The sequence below is a fragment of the Xylophilus rhododendri genome (assembly GCF_009906855.1).
Classification (GTDB): domain Bacteria; phylum Pseudomonadota; class Gammaproteobacteria; order Burkholderiales; family Burkholderiaceae_C; genus Xylophilus; species Xylophilus rhododendri.
The window spans coordinates 2,957,087-2,977,234 of record NZ_CP047650.1; the positions used below are offsets into that span (position 1 = coordinate 2,957,087).

15 protein-coding genes are annotated in these 20,148 nt (G+C 67.9%); 5 read left to right on the top strand and 10 right to left on the bottom strand.

The window, feature by feature from the left end; all coding sequences use genetic code 11:
* Nucleotides 1–5: 5 nt before the first annotated feature.
* The 6 genes from GT347_RS13575 to bcsD form a co-directional block, all read right to left on the bottom strand.
* Nucleotides 6–1,964, bottom strand: coding sequence for a cellulose synthase subunit BcsC-related outer membrane protein (locus tag GT347_RS13575; RefSeq protein ID WP_160552568.1), 1,959 nt, complete (start codon nt 1,962–1,964; stop codon nt 6–8).
* A 109-nt stretch (nt 1,965–2,073) separates the two neighbouring features.
* A complete protein-coding gene (gene bcsB / locus GT347_RS13580) occupies nt 2,074–4,434 on the bottom strand; it encodes a cellulose biosynthesis cyclic di-GMP-binding regulatory protein BcsB (protein WP_229722299.1) in 2,361 nt (786 codons plus the stop codon).
* A 56-nt stretch (nt 4,435–4,490) separates the two neighbouring features.
* The gene (bcsA, locus tag GT347_RS13585; protein WP_195812349.1) at nt 4,491–6,707 is read right to left on the bottom strand and encodes a UDP-forming cellulose synthase catalytic subunit; all 2,217 of its coding nucleotides are present in this window, start codon (nt 6,705–6,707) and stop codon (nt 4,491–4,493) included.
* Nucleotides 6,704–7,477, bottom strand: a complete 774-nt coding sequence (gene bcsQ, locus GT347_RS13590; RefSeq protein ID WP_160552572.1) for a cellulose biosynthesis protein BcsQ — start codon at nt 7,475–7,477, stop codon at nt 6,704–6,706. Before bcsQ ends, bcsA begins: the two co-directional genes overlap by 4 nt.
* Entirely contained in the window at nt 7,474–8,013 is a 540-nt protein-coding gene (gene bcsP, locus GT347_RS13595; protein WP_160552574.1) for a cellulose biosynthesis protein BcsP, read from the bottom strand. The genes bcsQ and bcsP overlap by 4 nt, the downstream gene beginning before the upstream one ends.
* Before the next feature lie 37 nt (nt 8,014–8,050).
* Nucleotides 8,051–8,506 (bottom strand): cellulose biosynthesis protein BcsD, encoded by a 456-nt coding sequence (gene bcsD / locus GT347_RS13600; RefSeq protein ID WP_160552576.1) that lies wholly within the window; start codon nt 8,504–8,506, stop codon nt 8,051–8,053.
* A 151-nt stretch (nt 8,507–8,657) separates the two neighbouring features.
* Here bcsD and GT347_RS13605 point away from each other — a divergent pair, with 151 nt between their 5' ends.
* Nucleotides 8,658–10,280 (top strand): MFS transporter, encoded by a 1,623-nt coding sequence (locus GT347_RS13605; RefSeq protein WP_160552577.1) that lies wholly within the window; start codon nt 8,658–8,660, stop codon nt 10,278–10,280.
* On the opposite strand, the gene GT347_RS13610 is transcribed toward GT347_RS13605, so the two are convergent.
* Nucleotides 10,277–11,047: a DUF481 domain-containing protein gene (locus GT347_RS13610; RefSeq protein WP_160552579.1), complete on the bottom strand. Its 771-nt coding sequence runs from the start codon at nt 11,045–11,047 to the stop codon at nt 10,277–10,279. The two genes, GT347_RS13605 and GT347_RS13610, sit on opposite strands and share 4 nt — an antisense overlap.
* Before the next feature lie 86 nt (nt 11,048–11,133).
* The gene (locus GT347_RS27540; RefSeq protein WP_229722300.1) at nt 11,134–11,676 is read right to left on the bottom strand and encodes a PEP-CTERM sorting domain-containing protein; all 543 of its coding nucleotides are present in this window, start codon (nt 11,674–11,676) and stop codon (nt 11,134–11,136) included.
* Between the two features lie 196 nt (nt 11,677–11,872).
* On the opposite strand from GT347_RS27540, the gene GT347_RS13620 reads away from it, so the two are divergent.
* Nucleotides 11,873–12,799 carry an alpha/beta hydrolase gene (locus tag GT347_RS13620; protein WP_160552581.1) on the top strand — a complete coding sequence of 309 codons (927 nt, stop codon included), beginning with the start codon at nt 11,873–11,875 and terminating at the stop codon, nt 12,797–12,799.
* Between the two features lie 107 nt (nt 12,800–12,906).
* Nucleotides 12,907–13,971 (top strand): class II fructose-bisphosphate aldolase, encoded by a 1,065-nt coding sequence (gene fba / locus GT347_RS13625; RefSeq protein WP_160552583.1) that lies wholly within the window; start codon nt 12,907–12,909, stop codon nt 13,969–13,971.
* Nucleotides 13,972–14,016: 45 nt separating this feature from the next.
* On the opposite strand, the gene GT347_RS13630 is transcribed toward fba, so the two are convergent.
* Nucleotides 14,017–16,113 (bottom strand): hypothetical protein, encoded by a 2,097-nt coding sequence (locus GT347_RS13630; protein ID WP_160552585.1) that lies wholly within the window; start codon nt 16,111–16,113, stop codon nt 14,017–14,019.
* Nucleotides 16,114–16,309: 196 nt separating this feature from the next.
* Between GT347_RS13630 and GT347_RS13635 the strand changes: the two genes are divergently transcribed.
* Nucleotides 16,310–17,221 (top strand): phosphoribosylaminoimidazolesuccinocarboxamide synthase, encoded by a 912-nt coding sequence (locus GT347_RS13635; protein ID WP_160552587.1) that lies wholly within the window; start codon nt 16,310–16,312, stop codon nt 17,219–17,221.
* A 153-nt stretch (nt 17,222–17,374) separates the two neighbouring features.
* Here GT347_RS13635 and GT347_RS13640 read toward each other — a convergent pair whose 3' ends face one another.
* Entirely contained in the window at nt 17,375–18,520 is a 1,146-nt protein-coding gene (locus GT347_RS13640) for an IS481 family transposase (protein WP_160552589.1), read from the bottom strand.
* A 377-nt stretch (nt 18,521–18,897) separates the two neighbouring features.
* Between GT347_RS13640 and GT347_RS13645 the strand changes: the two genes are divergently transcribed.
* Nucleotides 18,898–20,090, top strand: a protein-coding gene (locus tag GT347_RS13645) for an IS3 family transposase (RefSeq protein WP_160550549.1) whose coding sequence is annotated in 2 segments (ribosomal slippage) — nt 18,898–19,171 and nt 19,171–20,090 — 1,194 coding nt in all. Because the reading frame shifts where the segments join, the coding sequence is not laid out codon by codon here.
* Nucleotides 20,091–20,148: the final 58 nt, after the last annotated feature.

A 20,148-nucleotide genomic window follows, 5' to 3' on the forward strand; every position in this document is an offset into this window, starting at 1 on the left:
TGCGATCAGCTCCCATACGGGGAACGGATCGGGTTGACGGGCATGACCTGCGGGCCTTCGTAGGGGCGGAAGGCGTAGCGCAGGTAGACGCTGCCCAGGTACTGGCGGTAGTCGCGCGAGTTGTCCACGCCCAGGCGGCCGCCGACGAACCATTGCGGCTCCAGTTGGTACTCGGCCGCGGCGGCGACGTTGTAGCCCACGCCGGTCTTGCTCTGCGCGCCGTAGGTGGTGCCGGCGGCGGCCTGCAGGCCGGCATCGCCGGGGAAGTAGTCCACCGCGTCCTGGCGCACATGCTGCACGCCGAGCGAGCCCTTCAGCTGGTAGGAGAGCTTGCCGGTGCGCTGCTGCCAGTCCACCGGAATGCCGACCGACACGAACTGCTGCGGGCTGAAGTAGCCGCCCTGGCCGTAGGTGTAGTAGCCCAGGTTCTTGTCGTAGGCCAGGCCGGTCAGCGCCAGGCCGGCGGTGAGCTTGGCGTCCTGCTGGTTGATCAGGCGGAAGAAGATGCCGGCGCCGAATTCGGCCCGGGTGTTGTCCACCACGTTGTGGCCGACCAGGCGGGCCAGGCCGCCGTAGCCGTAGATGCCGTAGCCGCCGCGGTCGTAGTTGGCGTCGATGCGGCCGCCGTTGGCCGACACGCCGCCCCATTCCTGGCCGGTGCGGGCATCGCGGGCGCCGGCGAAGGACAGCACGCTGTCGGTCACCGCGCGGCGCTGCAGGTTCATGGTGAGGCTGAATTCCTCGCTCACCGGCAGGCGGTAGCGCACGCCGCCGTTCACGTCGGTGTAGCGAAAGCCCATGGGGGTGGTGCCGATGTCGACCGCCAGGTTGCCCTGTTCGTAGCCGACACCCACGCCCAGGCCCGACTGGTTCTGGTCGCCCGCGCTCACGCCCGGCTGGGCGGTGGCCACCACCGGGCCGCCGCCGAAGCGGCTGATGCTGTTGAAGGCGGTGTCGAGGGTGCCGGTGCGCAGGGCGACCGGGGTGACGTGGCCGGTGAGAGTGCCGTCGCCCAGGTCCATGCGCAGCTGGATCGGCAGCTCGGTGTCGGTCAGCGTGCTCATGCCTTTTTCGCCCTGGCGCGAACGCACCACCAGGCCGGCGCTGATCTCGGGGCGGCCGCGCTGGGCCTCGATGTCGGCGATCTCGCGCTGCAGGCTTTGCAGCTGCGCGCGGCCGGGATCGCTGTCGCGTGCGACCGGGCCGACGGGATAGTCGGCGGCCGAGGCGAAGGCGCTGCCGCGGGCGGCATTGCGCGGCGGGATGTCGGCGATGGCGGGCTGCTGCTCGCGCGGCATCCAGGCGCTGCGTGCGGGCTGGGCCATCGCGGGTGCATTGGGGGCGGCGGTTGCCGGGAGCACCGGCGCCGGGATGAAGGCGCTGCCCTGGGGCGTGCTGTCCTGGGCCGGCGCCAGCGTCACCGGCGCCACATAGGCGGAGGTGCCGGCGATGCGGGCCACCGGTGCTGCAGCGGCGGCGGCGGCAGGCGCGCCGGCGGGCGACGTGGCGGCGCCGCGCTGGATCTCGGCCAGCCGCACACGCACGGCGGTGTCCTTGGGCCGCACCTTCAGGTAGGCCTGGTAGAGCGGAATGTCGGAGCGGTCGGTGCCGGCGAAACCGAGCGCTGCGCGCCAGCTGCCGATGGCTTCCGCGCCCACCGTGCGGTCGCGCGCGAGCTGCGACAGCTGCACGATGCCGCTGCGCAGGGTGTCGGGCTGGGAGGCCAGCAGCTGGGCCAGCGCCAGGCGCGAACGCATGTCGCCGGGTTGTTCGAGCACACGCTGTTCGAGTTCGCGGCGGGTCTGCTGCGGATCGGCGGGAATCTCGGCCACCGGCTCGGCCGGCAGGGGCGCGGCGGCATGCGCGTGGACGGGTGCGCCGCGCCGGGCGGCGGCCAGCGCCGGCATCGCGTGCAGGGCGCTCAGGATGCACAGGACGAGGGTGCGGCTGTGGGGAGGATGCATGAGCGGCTCGCAGGATCGGGCAAGGGACGCGAAAAAGGGCCGGGGCTGGGCAGCCCCGGCGGCCCGGACCCGCCGCGGTTCAGGATGGCGGCGGGTACCGGTCATGGCGTCAGACCACCAGGCGGCTGCGGGCACGGCCACGCAGCACCACGTAGATCACGATCGCCAGCAGGGCGGCGGCGGCCAGGCCCAGCAGCACCAGCAGCAGCGGGTGGTTGGACAGGAAGAACTGGATCGCGGTCAGGAAGCCCAGGCGGCCGACGTGGTAGCTCTGCTCGGCCACCAGGCTGTTGACCTGGTCGCCGCGCACCACCGAGACGCTGCCCTGGATCTGCTTGACGCGGTCCAGGTCCAGCACCGCATCGATGGTGTTGTTCAGGCTCTCGGGCTTGTCCGAGGAGATCAGCACCACGCTGCGGCCGCTGGCCAGCGGCGACTCGAAGCCGGAGATCACGCCCTGCGCGCCGTCGCTGGTGAACTTCAGCTCCTGCTTGCGGTCCTCCGGCGTCACGCGGTGGTGGCGGTCCCACCAGTCGAGGAACTTGCCGCGCAGGTCCGACAGCGGGAAGCTGCGGGCCGCGGGGGTGATCGCCGACGGGATGTTGGCGGCCCACTTCTGCAGCAGCGGCTGGTTGGTGCCGGAGGCGAAGACCAGCAGGTCGCGGTCCTTGACGTTGTCCACGCCGCCTGCGCGCACCACGGCCACGCCGGTGGCGGGGTAGCCGGAGGAGCGGCCCATCAGGCCCATGGTGTCGAGGTAGGCGGCCAGGTCGGGCGCGCTGGCGTTGTCCGGCAGCACCACGGCGGTCTCGGACAGGTCGGCCATGCGGGTGAACGGGAAGCCGGCGTTGCCGAAGGCGGCCAGGTCGGGCATCGGCAGGTAGTGCGAGAAGCCGGAGATGTCGATGGTCGAGTCCGCGTCGATCGCGCCCTTGACGTTGTCGAGCATCACGTCCTTGCAGAAGCCCTGCTTGATGTAGTCGTAGTAGTAGTGGAACTGCAGCTGCGACTGGGCCGGCAGCATGAACATCGGCACCCGCACATGTTCACGCGCCATCACCGTGCCGTCCTCGGTCGAGGGCAGCAGGGCGCTCAGCGCGGCCGGCACGCCGCGTTCCACCGCCAGCAGCGGATAGGAGCGCAGGAACTGCTCGTTGACGTTGATGTTGAGCGAGGACTTGTCGGTCGTCGGGCGCGGCGTGTAGCGGTAGCGCAGGTCGATCGGGATGCCCTTCTCGCGCCAGCCGAACAGGTCCGGCGGCACGCGGAAGTTGATGCGCACCAGGTCGGGTTCGTAGCCGGAGACGTTCAGGCTGCGCTGGTCGGCGATCTCGCCGAAGCGCACCGGGCGGTCGCTGCGCAGCCAGGCCGGGGCGTCGTAGGGCTTGCGCGCCACGACTTCCTTGAGCGGCTGCACGGTGGCCACGCGGCCGGACAGCGTGGTGCCGCCGACGGCCAGCACATTGGCCGCGACCTTCACGTCGGCCGCGTTGCGGCCCATCACGACCAGCAGCTTGGAGACCGGGTCGTTGGGGTTGGTGACCATGGCCACCGAGGGGCCGGTGGGCACCGGCAGCTCGACGCCGGGGATGCCGGTGTTGCCCACCATGAAGACCACGGCCGCGCCCTTGTCGGGGAGGGTGCCGGTGGAGACCGGGAACTTGGCGCCGCGGTAGCCGGCCAGCGAGCCGAACCAGGACGAGACCGCGCCGGCGCCTTCCAGGATCGGCTGGTCGGCATTGCCGACGAAGACGAAGGGCAGGCTGAGCGGGCGCACGTCGCGCCGGTCGAAGAAGGGCGCGGGCAGCAGGTTCAGGTCGTCGGGCAGGGCGATCGGCGCGACGGTGAGCTGCAGCTCGCTCTGGTTGGCGATGCTGGCCCACAGGCTGGTGTGGACCGGGTCCTCGCAGTCCAGCGTGTAGTGGCCGATCAGCTCGATGTCCAGGCGGTTGAAGTCGGTGATCATCCGCACGGGGATGTTGACTTCGGTCTCCAGGTCGGTGCCGGCCTGTTCGCGTGGCACGGCGATGGTCTGGGCGACTTCGCCGTTGACCCGCACGTTGATGTGCGAGATGTTGGCCAGCAGCGCGGGCGAGTAGGCGTACTTCAGCTTGAGCTTGGCCGAGGTCACGACCTCGTCGGCACGCACGCTGAAGGGCACGCCGCCGGAGCCCTGCACGCCGCGCAGCTGCAGCGGGAAGGCCGCGCCGAGCTGGCGCAGCGAGATCGCATAGCTGCGCGAGGGGCCGGGAGGCGCGGGCGGGTTTACGGTGGGCCGGCCGACCACGCCGGCGGGCGAGGTGGAGATGCCGGTCGAGCTGACGGCCTTGGCGCTGCCGCCGGCCGAGGGCTGGGTGTCCGCGCTGGCGGTGGCGCTGGCCTTTTCGGCCTTGTGGCCGCGCGAGCTGGCGGCGTCGGCCGGCAGGAGCACCGAGGTGCCGAGCGCCAGCGCGATAGCGGCGGGAAGCACGCCCCGCACCAGGGCGCGTCGCGCGCGTGGCGCTGCTGTTGCTGTTGTCGGACCCATCAATCCCCCGTCTTCAAAGTTGGACCTGTACGCCGCGAAAAGCGCGGCACGCGCAACATGCGCCAGGCGTTGGTAAAAAAGATGCCGAAGCCGCGTGCGCCGATGCGCATCACGCCGGCGAATGCCTTGAGCGGCGTGTCGCGTTCGCCGCGACCCCAGTTCTGCGCCCACAGGTCGGCGCGTGCGAAAGTCATCTGGGCCAGGGCCACCTGCTGCATGGTGGTCAGCTCCTCGAAGTGCACGCCGAGCTTGTTGCCGCGGCGGAACACCACCTCGGCCGGGAACGAGGCTTCGTCCTGGTCGCGGTAGATCGAGACATAGAGCCGCTCGCCCAGGGGAATCTCCACCTCCGAGGTGAGCGCCAGGCCCAGGCCGGTCTGCGAGAAGTCTTCCGTGCGGCAGGCCAGCACCCGGCCGTCGGCCAGCGAAACCGAGGCGCGCAGCGAGGCGATCACCCGCGGCGTCTTGCGCACCTGGCGGCTCTCCGAGGCCACGGCGATGGCGGCGCTCAGCATGATGATGTTGTAGCCGGTCCAGATCAGGTTGATCGCCAGCGTGGTGTATTGCTCGCGCTGGAAGTCGCCGACGAAGACGCGCCAGGCGCCGACCAGGATGCCGATCAGGCTGAGCAGCACCAGGATCACATAGGGCTTGGCGATGCCCCAGTCGAAGTAGGACTTGTCGATCACGCCGCCCTTGGCGGTGACGTTGAACTTGCCCAGGCGCGGGTTGATGAAGGCGGTGATGGTGGGCCGCAGGATGTACCAGGCCAGCACCGACTCGTACACCTCGTTCCAGAAGGAATGCCGGAAGCGCCCCTGCATGCGCGAGTTGGTGATGCCGGCGTGCAAGAGGTGGGGCAGGGCGAAGGCGGCGATCATCAGCGCGGTGGCCTGGAACACCTGCGCACCGAAGAACAGATAGGCCAGCGGCGCGGTCATGAAGATCAGCCGCGGCGCGCCGTAGAAGAAGTGCAGCATCGCGTTGAGGTAGCACAGGCGCTGGCCCAGCTTCAGGCCGGGGCCGAGCAGGGGGTTGTCGATGCGGCAGATCTGCGCCATGCCGCGCGCCCAGCGGATGCGCTGGCCGACGTGGCCGGCGAGCGATTCGGTGGCCAGGCCCGCGGCCTGCGGGATCGCCAGGTAGGCGGTGTTCCAGCCCAGGCGGTTGAGCTTCAAGGCGGTGTGGGCGTCTTCCGTCACCGTCTCCACCGCCATGCCGCCGATGGCCATCAGCGGCTCGCGGCGGATCAGCGCGCAGGAGCCGCAGAAGAAGGTGGCGTTCCACAGGTCGTTGCCGTCCTGCACCAGGCCGTAGAACAGCTCGCCCTCGTTGGGGATGGCGCGGAAGGTCTGCAGGTTCTTCTCGAAGGGGTCGGGCGAGAAGAAGAAGTGCGGCGTCTGCAGCATGGCCAGCTTCTCGTCCTTGAGGAACCAGCCCATGCAGATCTGCAGGAAGGAGCGGGTGGGCACGTGGTCGCAGTCGAAGATCGCGACGATCTCGCCCGAGGTCACGTGCAGCGCGCTGTTGATGTTGCCGGCCTTGGCGTGGCGGTTGTTGTCGCGGGTGATGTAGCCCACGCCGACTTCTTCGCAGAAGAGGCGGAATTCCTCGCGCCGGCCGTCGTCCAGCACATAGACCTTGAGCTTGTCGCCCGGCCAGTCGAGGCCCATGGCGGTGAAGACGGTCTGGCGCACCACTTCGAGCGGCTCGTTGTAGGTGGGGATCAGCACGTCGACGCTGGGCCAGACGGTGAGGTTGGCCGGCATCGGCAGGGGTTTGCGTTCCAGCGGCCAGGCGGTCTGGAAGTAGCCCAGCAGCAGCACCGTCAGCGCGTACAGCTCGGCCAGCACCAGGCCGGTGCCGAAGAAGGTGTCGACGAAGCCCTCGAAGCCGGTGGTCTCGGTGATGCGCCAGTAGATGTAGCGCAGCGAGGCGGTCAGCGAGAAGACGATCATGGTGAGCGTCGGCAGCCGGCCCGGCACCTTGCGCAGCAGCAGGGCGCAGCCGAAGCTGACGGCGGCGAAGATCACCTGGCCCCAGAAGTCCAGCGGCACGGTGAACACCACCACGAAGAGGAAGATGCCGAGGATGCCGGCGATCACCCGGGCGATCGGGTGGCGCCACATCTGCAGGTTGACCAGGTCGACCATGCCGGTGCGCAGTCGCTGGCGCACGCTGCGCTGGGGTACCTGGAAATTGTCTTGGCTGGTCATGGGGCGGGAGCTCCTGCGGCCAGGCGTGTGAGCACGGTCCTGGCGATTTCCGTCAGATCGGCCGCGGCCTGGCTGTCGATGGCGTAGTCGAAGACGCTCTGGTCATAGGCCAGGGCTTCGGCGACCACCTGGTCGCGGTGCACCAGGCCGACATAGCGGTCGCCGAACTGGCCGCGCATCACCTGGGCGACATCGGCCGAAAGCCGCCGCGTGGCATCGCCCTGGTTGATCAGGTGCATATGGCCACCGAAGCGGGGGTTGTGGGTGGTGTAGCTGTCGATGAGGCCTTCCATCATCGGCAGCGAGGCATAGGAGGCGGCGTCCGGCAGGTTGACCAGCAGCGCCATGTCGGCCGCGGCCAGCGCCTGGCGCAGGTAGACCGAGGGGCCGGGCGGCGTGTCCAGCAGCACGATGGCGTGGCGCACCATGCCGAGGCTTGCCAGGTGGGCCTGCAGCCAGTCGGGGTGGGCGGCCAGGTGTTCCTCGAACAGGGCGCGGTCGTCCTCGTTGAGCACGCCGTAGGACATCACGGCCACGCCGCGATCGCTGCGCTCGCAGCTGGCGCGCCAGGGGGCGCCGGCCAGGGTGGCGCGGGACATGCCGTCGATGCCCTCGGGGTCCAGGCCGAAATGCAGGCGCAGCGCGTTCTGCGGATCCAGGTCGGCGACCAGCACCGGCTGGCCGGCATGCGACATCGCCGAGGCCAGGTTGGCGGCCACGGTCGTCTTGCCGACCCCACCCTTGGCCGATGCGATCGCCAGGACCTTCACGGCTTGAGCAGCCTTCTGAGCAGGGACAGCTCGCGGTCGGCCGGAGCGGCCTTCGGTTCGGGGGCGCGCGCCAGGCGGGCGAACATGCCTTGCAGCTCGGTGCCGGCGACAGGGCTGGTGGCCGGCGGCAGCGGCGCGCCGGCCGGCGGCAGGCTGGCCGCGGGCACGGGCAGCGGCAATGGGGCGGGCTCGACAGGCGCTGCCTGCAGCACCGGCTCGATCGGCGCGGCGACGGGGTTCTGCGCCGGCGCACGCGGGCGCGCGACCGGTGGCCGGCGGCGGGCTTCCTCGGCGGCGGCGGCCGCGGCGGCTTCGTCGAAGACCGGCAGCGGGCCGCCCTGCGCCTGCGCCTCGGTGGGAGCTGAAGAGGACGAGACCGGCGAGGCGGCGCGGGCGCGCTCCTGCTGGCGCACATTGGCCAGCAGCGGCCAGCGTTCGCGCGACTGGCGCACCACGTTGTCGCGGCCGAGTTCCTGGTAGCTGTCGGACTGTCCGCCGAACTGGCGGTACAGGTTGGCGATGTCGTCGGAACTCATGCCTGCGTCTTTCCGCAAGCCTGGCTTGCCTGGCGTTTCATGCGGCCTCCAGCCGCAGTTCGATGGAGCCGGAAGCGTCCGGGCCCGCCACCTGGCGCACCTGCAGGCCGCCGGCCTGCGACTGGCGGAACCATTCCTGGTAGACGCCTTCGAGGAAGGCCGGCGCCCAGGCGGTCGCCAGGGTGCCCAGGGCGGTGAACAGCGGTGCGCAGTAATGCTGGATGCGCAGGCTGCCCTGCACCTCCTGCAGGGCCACCCAGCCCCAGTCCTGCGCCACCCAGACACGGCCCATGGCCAGCTGGAGCTCGTCGAGCGTGCGGCAGGCGGGCAAGGCTTCGGCCTGGGCGAAACGAGTGCCCAGGCGGTGCATCAGGTTGCGCAGTTCCGCTTCGGGCAGCTGCTGCGCAAACTCCTCGGACAGGGCCCGGAGGAACCCTTTCCATTGCCGCGAGCATTGCAGTTCGGCAAAGTATTCGACGATGGCAGGTTCCACAGATAGCGCCGCGTAGGGATGTTGACTTGTAACTTGACTAGATCAGATGTATGAAAAGGTAGGATAACAGAGCAACTATCGTCTGGGGCCTCGTGATCGCCCCAGGCTTGTAGGACCGTGACGCAATTGGCACGGTAAGACAATCGACCCCATGCCCCCTGAGTCCCCCGCCAGTCCGCCACCCTCCACACCCGCTCCCAAGGACGCTGTCGCCTCGCCGCTGGCGCCCTTGAAACTCCCCGTGTTCCGCATGCTCTGGGCGACCTGGATGGTGGCCAACACCTGCATGTGGATGAACGATGTGGCGGCGGCCTGGCTGATGACCTCGCTGACCACCTCGCCGGTGATGGTGGCGCTGGTGCAGTCGGCCTCCACCCTGCCCGTCTTCCTGCTCGGCCTGCCGAGCGGCGCGCTGGCCGACATCCTGGACCGGCGGCGCTATTTCATCGTCACCCAGATCTGGGTTTCGGCGGTGGCGGTGTTGCTGTGCGTGGTGGTGCTGTCGGGCTGGATCGGGCCGCGGCTGCTGCTGGGGCTGACCTTTCTGAACGGCATCGGGCTGGCGATGCGCTGGCCGGTGTTCTCGGCCATCGTGCCGGAGCTGGTGCCGCGCGCCCAGCTGCCGGCGGCCATGGGGCTCAACGGCGTGGCGATGAATGCCTCGCGCATCATCGGCCCGTTGGTGGCGGGCGCGCTGATCGCCGGTGCCGGCACCGCCTGGGTGTTCGTGCTGAACGCGGTGTTGTCGGCCGGCGCGGCCATCGCCATCACCCGCTGGAAACGCGAGCATGTGGTGAGCCCGCTGGGCCGCGAGCGCCTGGGCAGCGCGATCCGGGTGGGCCTGCAGTTCGTGGTGCAGTCGCCGCGCATGCGGGCGGTGCTGATCCGGGTGGCCTGCTTCTTCCTGCATTCGACCGCCCTGCTGGCCATGCTGCCGCTGGTGGCGCGTGCGCTGCCCGGCGGCGATGCCGGCACCTTCACCGTGCTGCTGGCCTCGATGGGCATAGGCGCGATCTTCGGCATCCTGGTGGTGCAGCCGCGCCTGCGGCGCGGTTTCGGCCGCGACGAGATCGTGCTGGGCGGCACGGTGCTGACCTCGCTGGCCACGGCCGGCGTGTCCTTCGCGCCCAATATCTACCTGGCCGTGCCCTGCATGATGGTGGGCGGCGGCGCCTGGCTGTGCGCGGCCAATTCGCTCACCACTTCGGCGCAGTTCGCCCTGCCCGACTGGGTGCGCGCCCGCGGCATGGCGATCTGCCAGATGGCCATCATGGGCGCCACTGCCTTCGGTGCGGCGCTGTGGGGCCAGGTGGCGGACATGGCCGGCCTGCATGCCGGCCTGACGGTGGCGGCCATCAGCGGCGTGGTGGTGATGTATGGCGTGCAGCGTTTCCTGCCGGACCGCAGCCTGATCGAGGACCTGACGCCCTCGCGCGCCTTCAAGCGGCCGGTGGTGGAGATCGCGCCGGAGGCCGGGCGCATCCAGGTCAGCATCGAATACTGCATCGACCCGGCGCGCGCCGAGGAATTCCGCGAGGTGATGAACGAGAGCCGCCGCAGCCGCCTGCGCCAGGGCGCGCTCGAATGGCATCTGCAGCGCGATGTGGTCGATGCGCGGCTCTACTACGAGCAGGTGACCGACGAGTCCTGGACGGAGCACCTGCGCCGCTTCGACCGAGTTACCGCTTCGGACGTGGCGCTGCGCGACCGCAAGCTGGCCTTCCACGTCGGCGAAAGCCCCCCGACGATCACCCGACGGATAGTGGAGCGTTAGTCGAACCGAAGCGAGACGCCGGTGACCAGGGACAGGTCGCCCTTCTTGAGGTTCACGCCCGGATCGCTGTCGTAGCGGTAGTTCAGGCCGGCGGTCAGGCTGATGGTGTTGGTCATGGCCACCGAGATGCCGGCGTCCAGCAGCGCGCGGTAGGCGCCGGTGTCGGTCAGGTTGGGATAGGCGGTGAACTTCTGGCGCAGCTTGGTGGTGCTGGTGAGCTGGTGGCTGGACTCTTCGGTCAGCACCAGTTCGGTACGGCCGTATTCCTCGCGGGTCTGGCCGAGCACGCTGGTCGGGTTCACGTACTTGTCCTGCGTGTAGCCCAGGCCGACGGAGATGTCGAAAGTCATGTCGTCGCGGCGGACCATGTGGCGGCCGACACCGCCCGCCAGCGAATAACGGTTGGCGATGTTGGAGGGCCGGTCGCGCAGGTAATCGCCGGTGCCGAAATAGAAGCTGTGCTGCGAGATGTCGCGGTTGTACTGGGTGCCCAGCAGGTAGCGCTGGGTGGCCGTCACGCCGTTGACCTTGCCGTAGTTGCCCTGGCCGCGGAAGGTGATCTTGTCATGGTCGCTCACCCGGGCCGCTTCGCCGGTGGCGTTGAACTGGGTGGTGTCGCTGTTGCCGGAGGTGGCATTGGCACCGGCCGTCAGCAGGTAGCGCCACTTGCCGTCCGGCTTCAGGGTCACCTGCGCCTGGGCGCAGCAGCAGGCGGTGGCAGCCGCCAGCAAAGTGAGATGTCGCACGGACGACTTGCGTAAACGCATGGGCGGGTTCCTTGTAAAGCGCTGGTCAAAGCGCGATGTTGCACCGCAGCAGCCCTGCGTCGCAAGAAAGTGCGGTGACGGTTGTTTCAAGTCGTAGTGTGGCGGCGTTTCCGGCGGCGGGTGGCGATGCTGCCTACGCAGCCCAGCCCGGCCAGCAGCATGGCGTAGGACTCGGGTTCGGGGACGGCGGCTACGACGAGGTTGCGCACATCAAGCGTGGAACCGGCGTTGTCGTCCATGTAATTGGCGACCCCGATCGTGATCATGCCGGTATAAGCCGTAGAAAACGTGACTGTCTGCCAGCCGGTGGGTTGCAGCGGGGTACCCGACAGCGAAGCCACATCTGCCAACTCCACGGTTGTCGAGCCGACGGTGTAATAGCTGAAATCGTTTTGGATATTGGGTATGTAGATGTCGGTGGTGCTGAAGTTCCACTCGAAGGACGTGAGGCCTGATACGTAGCCTGTGATGGATGCGGTCGCGAAGAGCTCAGCGAAATTCGGACTGACATCGGTAGTTCCGTTGATGCCTAAGGCGGTGGTGAAAGTGGTCAGATCCGCGTTGGCGGCATGTGCGGAGCCAAAAAAGGCGGGCAGCGCGAGGGCGGATATCAGAAACAGTTTCTTCACGACGATTCTCCAGGTGGGTTGAGAGGACGCCTAATTGTTTAAATGTGTAATGTAAGTGGGCGCAAACATATTTGGTAAAAATAAGTATGAAAGTAAAAGGGTGTGTATGTCGTCGTGTGGTCGGAAATTTCGTGAATTCGGTGCAACGTACCGAGAGAGTCCGCATCCAGAACCCCGATTTCCGCGTAAGTCCCGCATGAATCGCACGATTTCCCCGTCCGCACGCAGCGCCCGTCCGGGTTTCGCCCTGTTGCTCAGGCTTGGCGCTCTGAGTCTCTCGATCCTGACTTTGGCCGGCTGCTCGGGCGTGCAGGCGCTCGATGCACTGGTGCCGGATTCCGGCTATCGACTCGATGCCGGCCTGGCCTACGGCAGCGATGCACGCCAACGGCTGGACGTCTACCGTCCGGCCCGAGAAACCGAAGCCGGCGTGCCCCGGCCGCCGATGGTGGTGTTCTTCTACGGCGGCAACTGGACCACCGGCCAGCGCGAGGATTACCGCTTCGTCGGCCAGGCCCTGGCCAGCGCCGGCGCCGTGGTGGTGGTGCCCGACTACCGGCTCAGCCCGCAGGTGCGTTACCCGGTCTTCCTGCAGGACAGCGCCCAGGCGATGCGCTGGGCCCGCGACCATGCCGAGCTGTACGGCGCCGACCCGGCCCGCCTGGTCGTGATGGGCCACAGCGCCGGTGCCTACAACGCCGCCATGCTGGCGCTGGACGCCCGCTGGCTGGGGGCGGTGGGCATGAAGCCGTCGGACCTGTCGGCCTGGATCGGCCTGGCCGGTCCTTACGATTTCCTGCCGATCGGCGATCCGGCCACGCAGGTGGCGTTCGAATGGCCCGGCACCCCCGCCGATTCGCAGCCGCTGGCCCATGCCAGCAGGGCCTCGCCACCGGTCCTGCTGCTGGTGGCGCGCGACGACAAGACGGTCGACCCCGAGCGCAACACCGCGCGGCTGGCCGAGGCCCTGCGCGCCGACGGCGTCGAGGTGGTGTCGCGCAGCTATCCCCGGGTCAGCCACGCCACGCTGGTGGGCAGCCTGGGCACGCCCCTGCGCTGGCTGGCGCCGGTGCGCCGGGACATCCTGCGCTTCCTGGGACTGGAGACGGCGAGCGGCGGGTAAAACTTGCTCACGCGCGTCATGAAGCGCTGGCTAGAATCGTCAGTTACGGGCCGATTACAAACGGCCGCCGCGACTTTCGTTTTTCCCACTCTTCACCGGAACCCCCCATGGCCCTCGTCTCGATGCGCGAACTGCTGGATCACGCTGCCGCTAATGGCTACGGAATCCCCGCCTTCAATGTGAACAACCTGGAGCAGGTCCAGGCCGTGATGGAAGCCGCCAAGGAAACCGGCGCTCCCGTCATCCTGCAGGCCAGCGCCGGCGCCCGCAAATACGCCGGCGAGCCCTTCATCAAGCACCTGATCCAGGCGGCTGTCGAGGCCTATCCCAACATCCCGCTGGTGATGCACCAGGACCACGGCCAGAGCCCGGCGATCTGCCAGGGCGCGATCGACCTGGGCTTCTCCTCGGTGATGATGGACGGCTCCCTGAAGGAAGACGGCAAGACCCCGGCCGACTTCGAATACAACCTGAACGTGACCCGCAAGGTGGTCGAGCTGGCCCACAAGGTCGGCGTGACCGTCGAAGGCGAACTCGGCTGCCTGGGCAATCTCGAGACCGGCGATGCCGGCGAGGAAGACGGCATCGGCGCCGACGTGAAGCTGGACCACAGCCAGATGCTGACCGATCCGGAGGAAGCCGCCGAATTCGTCAAGCGCACCCAGCTCGACGCCCTGGCCATCGCCATCGGCACCAGCCACGGCGCCTACAAGTTCAGCCGCAAGCCCACCGGCGACATCCTGGCGATCAGCCGCGTCAAGGAAATCCACAAGCGCATTCCCAACACCCACCTGGTGATGCACGGCTCGTCGAGCGTGCCGCAAGACCTGCTGGCCATCATCAACCAGTACGGCGGCAAGATGAAGGAGACCTTCGGCGTGCCGGTCGAGGAGATCCAGGAAGCCATCAAGTTCGGCGTGCGCAAGATCAATATCGACACCGACATCCGCCTGGCCATGACCGGCGCGGTGCGCAAGTTCCTGTTCGAGAACCCGGACAAGTTCGATGCCCGCGAGTGGCTGAAGCCCGCCCGCGAAGCCGCCAAGCAGATCTGCAAGCAGCGCTACATCGAGTTCGGCTGCGAAGGCCAGGGCGCCAAGATCAAGGGCGATTCGCTGCAGGTCGTGGCCGGCAAATACGCCAGCGGCCAGCTCGAACAGGTCGTTCAGTAAGCGCCTGACAGGCGCCCCCGCCGCGCCGCGGGGGCCGCCGCGTTATCAGGTGCCGCTACGTGGCTGGCGCAGCCGCAGCAACGCGGCGCGTTCCAGCACCGGTGCCGCCACCGCCACGACATGCCGCTCCAGGGTTTCCAGGAGCGGCCGTTTGTCGTCTTCGTCCAGGCGCTGGAGCAGGGCTTCCGCCAGAGGGACGTGCAGTGCGGCCAGCCCGATGGCCGCCGCGAACAGGGGCGCGAAGTCCGAGCCGGCCGGGGCGGCCCGCTCGACGTTCTCCAGGACTCTCGCGAAGCGCTCCATCAGGATGGCGAGCTCCGCATCGCCATCCAGGTTCGCGTGCGCCGCCACGGCCTGCACATGGGCGATGGCCGCCGGCATCGCCGCCCGTGATTGCATCGGCGTGTAGTCGCGCGCTCGCGCCAGGGGCAGGCACTGGTGTTGCGATACCGCGGGCAGGCCGATGCTCAGCGCCGTCCAGCAGCGGGTGGCCATATCCATCTCCAGATCGAAATACCGCTCCAGGCCGGCCCAGGCCAGGAATTCCGCCAGGTTCTTGCGGGTGACGGATTCAAGGCAGCGGAAACCGGGCCTGCCCTGCGGGTCCACGAAGCTGCCCGGGCCGTCCTCCAGCGCGGCCTTGATCGCGACGGCGATGCTCATCGTGTAGCTGCCGTTGCGGCAGACCTGCGCCGGGCCGACGACGGCGCCGACAACGCTTTCCAGCAAAGCCGTGTCGCTCGACTCCGCGCGGCCGGGCAATTGCAGCCGCAGCGCGAACTGCATGGCGGGCTTCGAGTCCTTGCCCGCGTAGACCGTGGCGGCCAGGTGCGCCAGCTCGACGATCCTGTGCACCGGCCCATCCTCCGGTTGATCGATGACCAGGGCGCTGGCATGCCCCGGCAGGAAGAAGTTCTGGCCGTTGTGGCGGATGTCGGCCAGCAGGAAATGCTTGTCCAGGAAGGCATTGGCACCGCAGGACTCGTGGAACGCGATCGCCGGATCGTTGCTGCTGCCGTAGGCGCTGGCGGTGAAGGTGAGTGTGCCGTAGGCCGCATCGGGCCGGGGCAGCAGCTCATCCTCCACATCTGCAGGCCTCAGCAGGGCCTGCGCCACCTGGAAGGCCAGGGCGTTTTCCACCGGCGTGCGGTCGGGGTCGAAGAAGGACATCACGATGCGCGGCAGCAGTTGCGGCGGTTGCTCCGGATCGGGGAGGTAGAGCACGCGGATCTCGTGCGGCAGCAGGCTCAGCGGCATCATGTGACGCAGCGGCTGCTCCAGCGCAGGGGCGATTTCCCGGGCCAGCGCCAGCACCTTCTCGGCCGAGGGCAGGCGGCTCAGCTGCGAGCCGGTGGGGCCGTCGAACTTGGGCGTTTCATGGATGGGCAGGCCGAAATACGGCGGGCGACCGTAGGCCTCTTCGACCAGCCGTTTGAGGTCTGCCGCCGCCGCTTCCGTCTCGGCCGCCTCCACGGCTTGCACCTTCTTCAGCAGGTCCGGCCAGTCGGGGACGATACCGGTCTCGAGAAAGCTCAGCAGCGTCTCGATCGCGTGTGTACGAAAGGTGCCGTTGTACGGGGTGTCGCCGCCGGCCGCGGAAGGGATCTGCTCCTGATCCAAAGGCGTCAGCGGCGCACCCTTGGTGACCGCCGCGGTGCACAGCAGCTTGAGCAGTTCGTCCGCGAACGCCGGCGTGTGCAGCAAGGCCTTGATCGGCCCGCTGGTCTCGTCGCAAGGGCTGGCCAGGTAGAGCGCGACTCTGTCGTGCAGGGCCTCCACCACGCTGCGGTGGCAGCCGCCGTTCTCCAGGCAGCGCGTCACCGCGGTCAGCCGTTCCTGCGGCGGTTGGAAAGGCGGCGAAGCGGCCAGCAGAGCCGTCAACGCGGCAGGCAGGTTCGCCAGGGTGTCGGCCGCCAGTTGCCCGGTGGGAACCGGATCGGGCGCCATGAAGCTGGCGTCGTCGGCGCTGGCGGTGAGGCCGTCGGGCACGATGTCGTTCGCGGACGTGGGGGCAGGGCCCGGCTCGCTCTCGGTCTTGCTGCTGGCGGCGTTTGCGGCGGCCAGGTCGTGCTCTTGCGGTGCAGGCTCGACGGGGGGCACGGGACTGACGGGCGTGGCGGGGCGGATGGATAGGTTCAACATGGTGTGCGGTGAAGCTGCGCGCGGAATTGCGCCGCCACAGCTTTTCCCGGGCACCCGGCCCGATCGCCGGCCGAAAACGAAACCCCCTGCCACGCGCCGAAGCCGCGCCGGCGCACGCACAGGCCGATACACGTCGCACAATAGGCGGCTTGCCCGCCCACCGTCCGGGTTTCGGGAAATTCGCGAGCCTTTCTTCATGACGACATCCGCACTCCACACCTCCGCCCTCACGTCGCTGCCGCTGCTGGCCCGCGGCAAGGTGCGCGACAACTACGCCGTCGGCGACGACCGCATCCTGATGGTCGCGTCCGACCGCATCTCCGCCTTCGACGTGATCCTGGGCGAGCCGATTCCGGGCAAGGGCGCGCTGCTGACCCAGATGGCGCTGTTCTGGTTCGACAAGCTCGGCCACATCTGCCCCAACCACCTGACCGGCGACGCGCCCGAGAGCGTGGTGAGCGCCGCCGAGATCCCGCAGGTGCGCGGCCGCTCGATGCTGGTGCAGCGGCTCAAGCCCGTGCCGGTGGAAGCCGTGGTGCGCGGCTACCTCGCCGGCAGCGGCTGGCAGGAGTACCAGCAGAACCAGGCGGTCTGCGGCGTGCCCCTGCCGCCCGGCCTGAAGAACGCCAGCCCGCTGCCCGAGCCCATCTTCACGCCCGCGGCCAAGGCGGCGGTCGGCGAGCACGACGAGAACATCGACTTCGCCCAGGTCGTGGCCGTGGTCGGCCCGGAGCTGGCCGCGCAGATCCGCGACACCAGCATCGCGCTCTACAAGGCGGCTGCGGCCATCGCCGCCGAGAAGGGCATGATCATCGCGGACACCAAGTTCGAGTTCGGCCTCGACCAGGCCGGCAAGCTGGTGCTGATGGACGAAGTGCTGACGCCCGACTCCTCGCGCTACTGGCCGCGCGAGGGCTACGACGCGGCGTTTGCCGCTGGCGTCAATCCGCCGAGCTATGACAAGCAGTTCGTGCGCGACTGGCTGGAGTCTGCGCGGGTGCACGGCAAGCCGTGGGACAAGAGCCCGCCTGCGCCTCGGCTGCCTCAGGAGGTGATCGAGAAGACTGCGGCCAAGTACAGCGAGGCGTTGGAGCGGCTGACGGGCTGAGTTTTTTTGTTTGTCTCCTTGGCGGAGGGCTTGTTCTCCTGCGGAGGGCGGAGCTGGGGCTGCGCGCCCCAGACCGCGCTCACTTTCTTTGCTTCGCTGTTTAGACCGGGGACATGGGAAACACCCGTGCGGGGACATAGGAAACACCTCGGCTCAATTGGAAGCGGTCGCCGCAGCGCTGTCCAGACGCATGAAGCAATGGTGGCTGAAGTAGATATCGAAGCAGCCGTCGTGCTCGGGATCGGGCCGGAAGGCCACCGGCAGGCGGTGTAGCGCGTGCGACAAGCGCAGCTTGTGGCCCTGGAACTTCACGAAGCCGTTCCAGCCCACGGTCACGACGTGATCGTGCTCGGCGTATTCGATCTCCGGCAGCACCTGCGGCATGGCCCGCGGGCTCATGCGGTAGCGCTGTGCGGGTGTCTGCATGGCGATGCCTTCGTGCGGCCTCTCGTGGTTGTAGACAGCCCTCCAGCGGTCGAGCGCGTCCTGTGCATGGGCGAGGTTGTCGAAGGTCCTGCCGTTGAGCACCTCGGCCTTGAGCGAACGGTGGAAGCGCTCGAGCTTGCCGTTGGTCTGCGGGTGGTACGGCGCGCTGTGGCTGACGCGCATGCCCAGCCGGATGAACCAGATGTCGAGCCCGCTGAGGTGGCCCGGTGCGCTCGGCACGCCCCAGGGCGCGCCGTTGTCGGCGTTGATGCGCGCGGGCAGCCCGTAGCGCTCGAAGACGGCCTGGAGCTGGCTCTGCACCGTGGCGCTGTCGGTCCTGGCGCAGGCGGCCGCGGCCAGGTTGAAGCGCGAGTGGTCGTCGAGCAAGGTCAGCGGGTTGCAGCGCCCGGCAGCGGTCTCGAAGTGGCCTTTGAAGTCGAGCTGCCACAGCGCGTTGGGATGCTCGTGCTCGAAGCGCTGCCAGGGCTGGCTGGCAGCGCTCGCCTCTTGAGGGATCAGGCCGTTGCGTCGCAGGATGTCGGTGACGGTGCTGGTGGCGGGCACCTCGCGGTGGCCGAGGTCCAGCAGCCTGCGGCAGATCTTGCGCGCGCCCCAGGCAGGATGCTCGCGCCGCATCGCCAGGACGGTCGACTGCATGTCCGCGGGCGTCTGCAGCGGGCTGTGTACGGGGCGCCTGGAGCGCTCCACGAAGGCCGCCTGACCTTCCACTGCAAAACGCTTGAGCAGCGCATAGCCCGCCTTGGGCGTGATGTTGAAGCGCCGGCACAACTCGCGCCGATTAGCCCCTTCCTGCTGGGCCAGTTCCACGAACTCTTGCTTGGTGCTCATGAGGTCTCTCGGTTGCCAGGGCATGGGCTTCTCCTCGGCTTGTCTGCCGCACAGAAGTGTTTCCCATGTCCCCGCACACCCGTTTCCCATGTCCCCGGTCTGAACACTTCGCCAAAGAAAGTAAGCAAAGAAAGGCGACCCGGCTGCGGGAGTCCCCCTCCTGCGGAGGGGGCACGCTGCGGTGCTCGCAAAAGCGGGGTCCACGACAACTCGCTTCGCTCAAACAGGTCGTGGCCCTGATCCGCTTTTGCTGCGCTCCTCACTCACCCGCAGACGGGACCCGGGGAGCGGGGGCAGCCACTGCTTCGCAGGGCGACGGGCCTTCGCTGCGCTCGGCTGTCCTGGTCTAATTTCCAAAGACAAGTCGATAGGGGATTCAAACCCCTGAGGACAACTGGAACATGACGAACCGCCTTCCCCGCCGCAGCTTCGACGAGGCCTTCAAGCTTCAAGTCGTCAAGATGATCCGAGAGCAGAACCTGAGCGTGCCACAGGTCTGCAGAGACATGAGCCTGACCGACAGCGCGGTGCGCCGTTGGGTCGAGCAATACGATGCAGAGAGTGCAGGCCAGCCCGGCATTGGCAAGCCTTTGACCGAGGAGCAACGGCGTATTCGTCAGCTCGAAGCAGAGCTGCGGCAACTGCGCCAGGACAACGACATCTTAAAAAAAGCATCGGCCTTCTTCGCCCGGGAACTGAAGTAATCCACCGCGTGATTGCTCAGTGGCAGAAGAAGGCCGAGACAGTTGCAGTGAGCACGCTGTGTCGTGTCTTGAGTGTCAGCCGAGCAGGTTATTACGCAGCTCTTAAACGAGCAGCTCGGCCTGCCGTAATCGAGCCCATTGAGGTGCAATTGAAGGCCGCATTTACAGCGAGCGGGCGCAGTTACGGCAGCCGTCGGTTGCGTGCTGCGCTCGAGGTCCAGGGCATTGACGTTGGCCGCTGGCGCATACGCCGACTAATGCGCGAACACCGCCTGCAGCCAAGCTGGAAGCGCAAATTCGTTCACACCACCGACAGCCGCCACACGCTGCCGGTGGCTGCAAACGTGCTGCAGCGGCAATTCGCGCCAGCCTCGGCCAATCAAGCTTGGGTGGCAGACATCACCTATATCCGGACTCGCAGCGGCTGGCTTTATCTGGCTGCCGTCCTGGACCTGTATTCACGCAAGTTGATTGGCTGGGCTACTGCACCGAGCATGCCGGCAGAGCTGGTCTGTGCGGCTTTGGAGATGGCCATTGGCCAACGAAAACCCAGCCCCGGCTTGATCGTGCATACCGACCGGGGCAGTCAATATGCCAGCGAGCTTCATCGCGACGTACTGCAACGCCACGGCCTGCTGGCCAGCATGAGCGGCAAGGGCAACTGCTGGGACAACGCGGTGATGGAGCGCTTCTTCTTGAACTTGAAGATGGAGCGCGTCTGGCAGCGCGACTACGCCAATCACGCTGAGGCTGCTGCAGACATCGGCGACTACATCGTCGGCTTCTACAACAGCACTCGACTGCATTCGACATTGGGTTATCTGCCGCCCAACGCCTTCGAGCGAAAAATGGCAGCAACACGCCCTATCGAACTGTCCGAAAATTCTTGACCAGGACAGGCCTCTGATTGATAAATACCCGCCCTCTGCGACGCACGGTCTTTTAGCG

Excerpts from the sequence above, each read along its gene's own strand:
- bcsA (WP_195812349.1), bottom strand. The coding sequence starts at position 6,707 with ATGACCAGCCAAGACAATTTCCAGGTACCCCAGCGCAGCGTGCGCCAG.
- bcsP (WP_160552574.1), bottom strand. The coding sequence starts at position 8,013 with ATGAGTTCCGACGACATCGCCAACCTGTACCGCCAGTTCGGCGGACAG.
- GT347_RS13620 (WP_160552581.1), top strand. The coding sequence starts at position 11,873 with ATGAATCGCACGATTTCCCCGTCCGCACGCAGCGCCCGTCCGGGTTTC.
- GT347_RS13605 (WP_160552577.1), top strand. The coding sequence starts at position 8,658 with ATGCCCCCTGAGTCCCCCGCCAGTCCGCCACCCTCCACACCCGCTCCC.
- GT347_RS13610 (WP_160552579.1), bottom strand. The coding sequence starts at position 11,047 with ATGCGTTTACGCAAGTCGTCCGTGCGACATCTCACTTTGCTGGCGGCT.
- GT347_RS13575 (WP_160552568.1), bottom strand. The coding sequence starts at position 1,964 with ATGCATCCTCCCCACAGCCGCACCCTCGTCCTGTGCATCCTGAGCGCC.
- GT347_RS13635 (WP_160552587.1), top strand. The coding sequence starts at position 16,310 with ATGACGACATCCGCACTCCACACCTCCGCCCTCACGTCGCTGCCGCTG.
- GT347_RS13640 (WP_160552589.1), bottom strand. The coding sequence starts at position 18,520 with ATGCCCTGGCAACCGAGAGACCTCATGAGCACCAAGCAAGAGTTCGTG.
- GT347_RS13630 (WP_160552585.1), bottom strand. The coding sequence starts at position 16,113 with ATGTTGAACCTATCCATCCGCCCCGCCACGCCCGTCAGTCCCGTGCCC.
- fba (WP_160552583.1), top strand. The coding sequence starts at position 12,907 with ATGGCCCTCGTCTCGATGCGCGAACTGCTGGATCACGCTGCCGCTAAT.